Source organism: Mesorhizobium sp. M0898 (assembly GCF_040319695.1).
GTDB lineage: Bacteria > Pseudomonadota > Alphaproteobacteria > Rhizobiales > Rhizobiaceae > Mesorhizobium.
On the sequence record NZ_JAMYOE010000166.1, the window covers coordinates 1 to 526 of the forward strand.

At 59.7% G+C, this 526-nt stretch carries 1 pseudogene; it reads right to left on the reverse strand.

What is annotated here, in order from left to right:
• Positions 1-428 (reverse strand): annotated as a pseudogene (locus NKH90_RS34755) (IS110 family transposase); the annotation flags it as partial.
• Between the last annotated feature and the right edge of the window lie 98 nt (positions 429-526).

Consider the following 526-nt stretch of genomic DNA (forward strand, 5'->3'; position numbering starts at 1 on the left):
GCACATACGCGCGGTTCGCCACGCTTGAAGGCAAGAAGTGCTCGAACCAATGCCTCCCCGTCGATCTTGTCCGTCTTCGCGCGCCGGCGACGACGGGACGCTGCGATAGAAGCCGCGTCGACGACGTGACTCTCGAACCCATTGGCTTCCAGGACTCGATGAATCCAAAAGCCGTCCAGACCAGCCTCCTGAATGGTCACGATAGGGAACAATCGCCCTGTCCGTGACAACGCCTTCTTCCGGAGGTCTTCGAACAGGCTGATCAGTCCGGCAATATCGCCGCCATCCACAGCACGTTTCGACATCTTGTCGCCGCTGCCCGGCGACAACGACGTAACCAGCCAGGTTGAGCGGCTCAGTTCCAGGGAGACAAAGATTGCTCCAAGGTCGACACGGACAGCGTTTGGGACTCCAGGTTGGGCAGACACATTCTCCACGGCGATCTCCTGTTGAGTGAGTGGTTCGATGCAGCCTCACCCTGACAGAGCGCCGGCCGCCGTTCACTCCTCATGGGATCTAAAGCCGA